At 33.8% G+C, this 2812-nt stretch carries 5 protein-coding genes; all 5 read right to left on the minus strand.

The window, feature by feature from the left end:
• The coding region (gene metG / locus WBQ70_RS13845) for a methionine--tRNA ligase (protein ID WP_423915228.1) at nt 1–1197 on the minus strand (1197 nt) is incomplete at its 3' end.
• Nucleotides 1198–1321: 124 nt separating this feature from the next.
• Nucleotides 1322–1483, minus strand: coding sequence for a hypothetical protein (locus tag WBQ70_RS13850; protein ID WP_423915230.1), 162 nt, complete (start codon nt 1481–1483; stop codon nt 1322–1324).
• Nucleotides 1484–1485: 2 nt separating this feature from the next.
• Entirely contained in the window at nt 1486–1923 is a 438-nt protein-coding gene (locus tag WBQ70_RS13855) for a hypothetical protein (RefSeq protein ID WP_423915232.1), read from the minus strand.
• A gap of 75 nt (nt 1924–1998) precedes the next feature.
• Entirely contained in the window at nt 1999–2292 is a 294-nt protein-coding gene (locus WBQ70_RS13860; RefSeq protein WP_423915233.1) for a DUF86 domain-containing protein, read from the minus strand.
• Nucleotides 2293–2299: 7 nt separating this feature from the next.
• Nucleotides 2300–2629, minus strand: coding sequence for a nucleotidyltransferase family protein (locus WBQ70_RS13865; protein ID WP_423915235.1), 330 nt, complete (start codon nt 2627–2629; stop codon nt 2300–2302).
• Between the last annotated feature and the right edge of the window lie 183 nt (nt 2630–2812).

The raw sequence follows: 2812 nt of genomic DNA on the forward strand, positions 1-2812 counted from the left end.
ATTAATGAAGTTTCCAAAAATGGCTACTAATTCATTATTATTTCTCGCTTGAAAATCTTTCCAAGTAAAATCGTTGTCTTTTGTTTCAGGCGCATTTGAGGTTAATGAATAACGCAAAACGTCTTGTTTCTCTGGAAATTCTTCCAAATATTCGTGCAACCAAACCGCCCAGTTTTTAGAAGTCGATAATTTATTTCCTTCTAAGTTCAAGAACTCATTTGCTGGTACATTGTCAGGCAAAATATAACTTCCTTCGGCTTTAAGCATCGCTGGGAAAATCACACAATGAAACACAATATTATCTTTCCCAATAAAGTGAACCAACTTCGTGTCTTGATCTTTCCAGTACGGTTCCCAATCTTTTCCTTCACGCAAAGCCCATTCTTTGGTTGCTGAGATGTACCCAATAGGCGCATCAAACCAAACGTATAATTTTTTTCCTTCAGCACCTTCAACAGGAACATCAATTCCCCAGTCCAAGTCACGGGTTACCGCACGTGGTTCTAATCCACCGTCAATCCAAGATTTAACTTGTCCGTAAACATTCGGTTTCCAGTCGTTTTTATGTCCTACCAAAATCCACTCTTTCAAGAAATCTTCATAACGATTCAATGGTAAAAACCAGTGTTTCGTTGATTTCATAATCGGAGTTTCGCCTGTAATGGTCGATTTTGGATTAATCAAATCCGTTGCGTTCAAAGTCGAACCACATTTTTCACATTGATCCCCATACGCTTCTTCATTGCCGCATTTTGGGCAAGTTCCAGTTACAAAACGGTCTGCTAGAAATTGGTCTGCTTTCGCATCGTATAATTGTTCGGTTACTTCTTCGATAAAGTCGCCTTTCTCGTATAGTTTCTTAAAGAATTCCGAAGCAGTATCATGATGAATTTGAGCCGAAGTTCTAGAATAATTATCAAATGAAACCCCAAAATCCGAAAATGATTTGCGAATAATACCATCGTATTTATCAATCACTTCCTGAGGCGTAATCCCTTCTTTCTTCGCTTTCATCGAGATAGCCACACCATGCTCGTCGCTTCCGCACACAAACAAAACTTCTCTCCCTTGGGCTCTCAAGTAACGTGAATAAATATCAGCCGGCACATAAACACCCGCCAAATGCCCAATGTGAATAGGTCCGTTAGTATAAGGCAAAGCCGCCGTAATCGTATATCTTTTTGGATTTTGTAACATAAAATTATTTTTATTGAGCGCAAAAATAAGATTTTTTATGGTAGGGACGGTAGGGACAAGTCGCGACTTGTCCGTACGGTGGTAAAAAAAATTGCGTTTTTTATTTTTCTGGAGCTATTTCCCGCTATTCGTTACAATCTTGTGGGGGCAAAACAAAAGCCCCCACAAGGATTTTCACTGCTATCGGGGCTATGGGAGTTGGTTTGTCGATTACTGTTTTAATATTTTTTTTTTCAATTTTTGAAAGTAAAACGGTATTGAATTCCAAAAGTTGAATTGCACTCATTTTTATATAATTTTCATCAGCCATACAGTATTTAATTCTCTTCTTGTTTCACTAATATAATCATTTGTTATCCATTTACAGAAAATTGAAGAATGATAAATTTTTCGATTATTGTAATCATTATAAATGCTAGATACCTCGCTGAAGTTTGGGAAATAATTATGCAACCTTCTGTTAGCACCCAAATTATTTAAAAAATTTAAATATCTGTTTTCTTTTTTTAAATACTCATATAGTTCTAAAAAATAAATATTTTTATCATTAAAACTTTTTATAAAATCATCAATTTCAAAAAAAGGATTATTTATATCATTGAAATTTAATTTTTTCTTTATTTTATAAATTCTTTCTTCTGAAAGATTTTGCTCTTTCATATAGACAGTAACATACCAACATATGGATTTTGCAGTTGCATTAGTTACCAAGCACAATTTACTCATAATGGTTATTTAGAATGTTCAAAATAATAATGATAATAATGATTTACATTAATTTAAATAAGAAAATTTGAAATTTTAATCCTCCAACCCCTCAATCTCCACTTTCAATTTCTCTAATTGACGATTAATTATCGCCCAAACAATGGAATTGTCAATACTATCGTAAGCGTGCACCAAACGATTACGAAAACCGATAATCTGTTTGTCGTTCTCAATAGTAATTCCAGATTCAGTTTGTCTGAGTTTATTTAAAGCTTCTCCAATAATGACTAATTGTCTTTCGACAGCACTTTGGGTTTTTAAGTCTTTTTCGTAGCTATCAAAATCACTAATGTCAATAGTAAATTGGCGAATCAAGTTAATCGCCATCAAGACATCAGAAACATACTTTTTGCTCTTTTCCGTCGTAAAGTAAAATTTTAGTGCTGTCTATATTTTTTTTAAGAATGGGATTTTTAATTGATGAATGAGTCAATAAATCCACTTTTCGTTGGAAAAAGTCTTCGAGTTTATCCCAAATATCCATTAAATTTTCGCCACGTTCGATAGGGTCTTCCGTGTCAATTTCGATTAATAAATCAATATCGCTGGAATCTTCGTTAAAATTTTCAGTCACAGCAGAACCAAAGGCATAGATGTTCTTGACTTTATGACTTTTACATAAGGTCAAAAATTCCACTAGTTTCGTTTGTATGGACTCTTTCATTTTCATACTGCTTAGATAGATTATTTTTTGAAAAATGTCATTTTCCGTTTTTTTACAAATGGTGTTGCTTTTTGAGTTAATGAATTGATTTCTTTATCTTTGCAACCCACTAATGAACAAATCCTATCAATCATGGCAAAAGGACCCGAAAAAAACACCAAGAATAAGGCTTTGCATACCAAA

Source organism: Flavobacterium sp. (assembly GCF_049590715.1).
Taxonomy (GTDB): Bacteria; Bacteroidota; Bacteroidia; order Flavobacteriales; family Flavobacteriaceae; genus Flavobacterium.